Source organism: Halorubrum sp. SS7 (assembly GCF_005435055.1).
GTDB classification, from domain to species: Archaea; Halobacteriota; Halobacteria; order Halobacteriales; family Haloferacaceae; genus Halorubrum; species Halorubrum salinarum.
On record NZ_SGXV01000281.1, the window covers coordinates 1 to 500 of the forward strand.

Consider the following 500-nt stretch of genomic DNA (forward strand, 5'->3'; position numbering starts at 1 on the left):
GGGAGAACTACCTCGTCCCGCTCGAAGTGGTCTTCCGCAACCGGGTTCCAGTCGGGTCGAGTCTGCGAAGGCGGGCCGAGCCCGCAGACTTCGGCCTCGACGACCTCGCTGACGGCGAGTGGCCGGACGAGCCCGTCGACCTCTCCGAGCCCGTCGTGGAGTTCTCCACGAAGTACGAACAGCAGGACCGCTACCTGGCTCGGGCCGAGGCCGACGCGGTCGCGGGCGCCGCCGATATCGACGCCCTCGAATCCCTCGCACGCGAGGTGAACCGCGTCGTCACCGAGCGCGCCGAGGCGGCCGGGTTCGTCCACGAGGACGGGAAGATAGAGTGCCTCTACGTCGACGGCGAGCTCCGCGTCGCGGACGTGGTCGGCACCTTCGACGAGAACCGGTTCTCCTACGACGGACGCGGGATCTCGAAGGAGGTCGTCCGGCAGTGGTACAAGGCGAACGACCCCGACTGGGTCGCGGCCGTGAAGGCGGCGAAGGAGTCGGTC

At 69.0% G+C, this 500-nt stretch carries 1 protein-coding gene; it reads left to right on the top strand.

Annotated elements, in window-relative coordinates; all coding sequences use genetic code 11:
- A partial coding sequence (locus tag EXE44_RS18040; protein ID WP_274595393.1) for a phosphoribosylaminoimidazolesuccinocarboxamide synthase occupies positions 1–500 on the top strand: 500 nt, incomplete at both ends.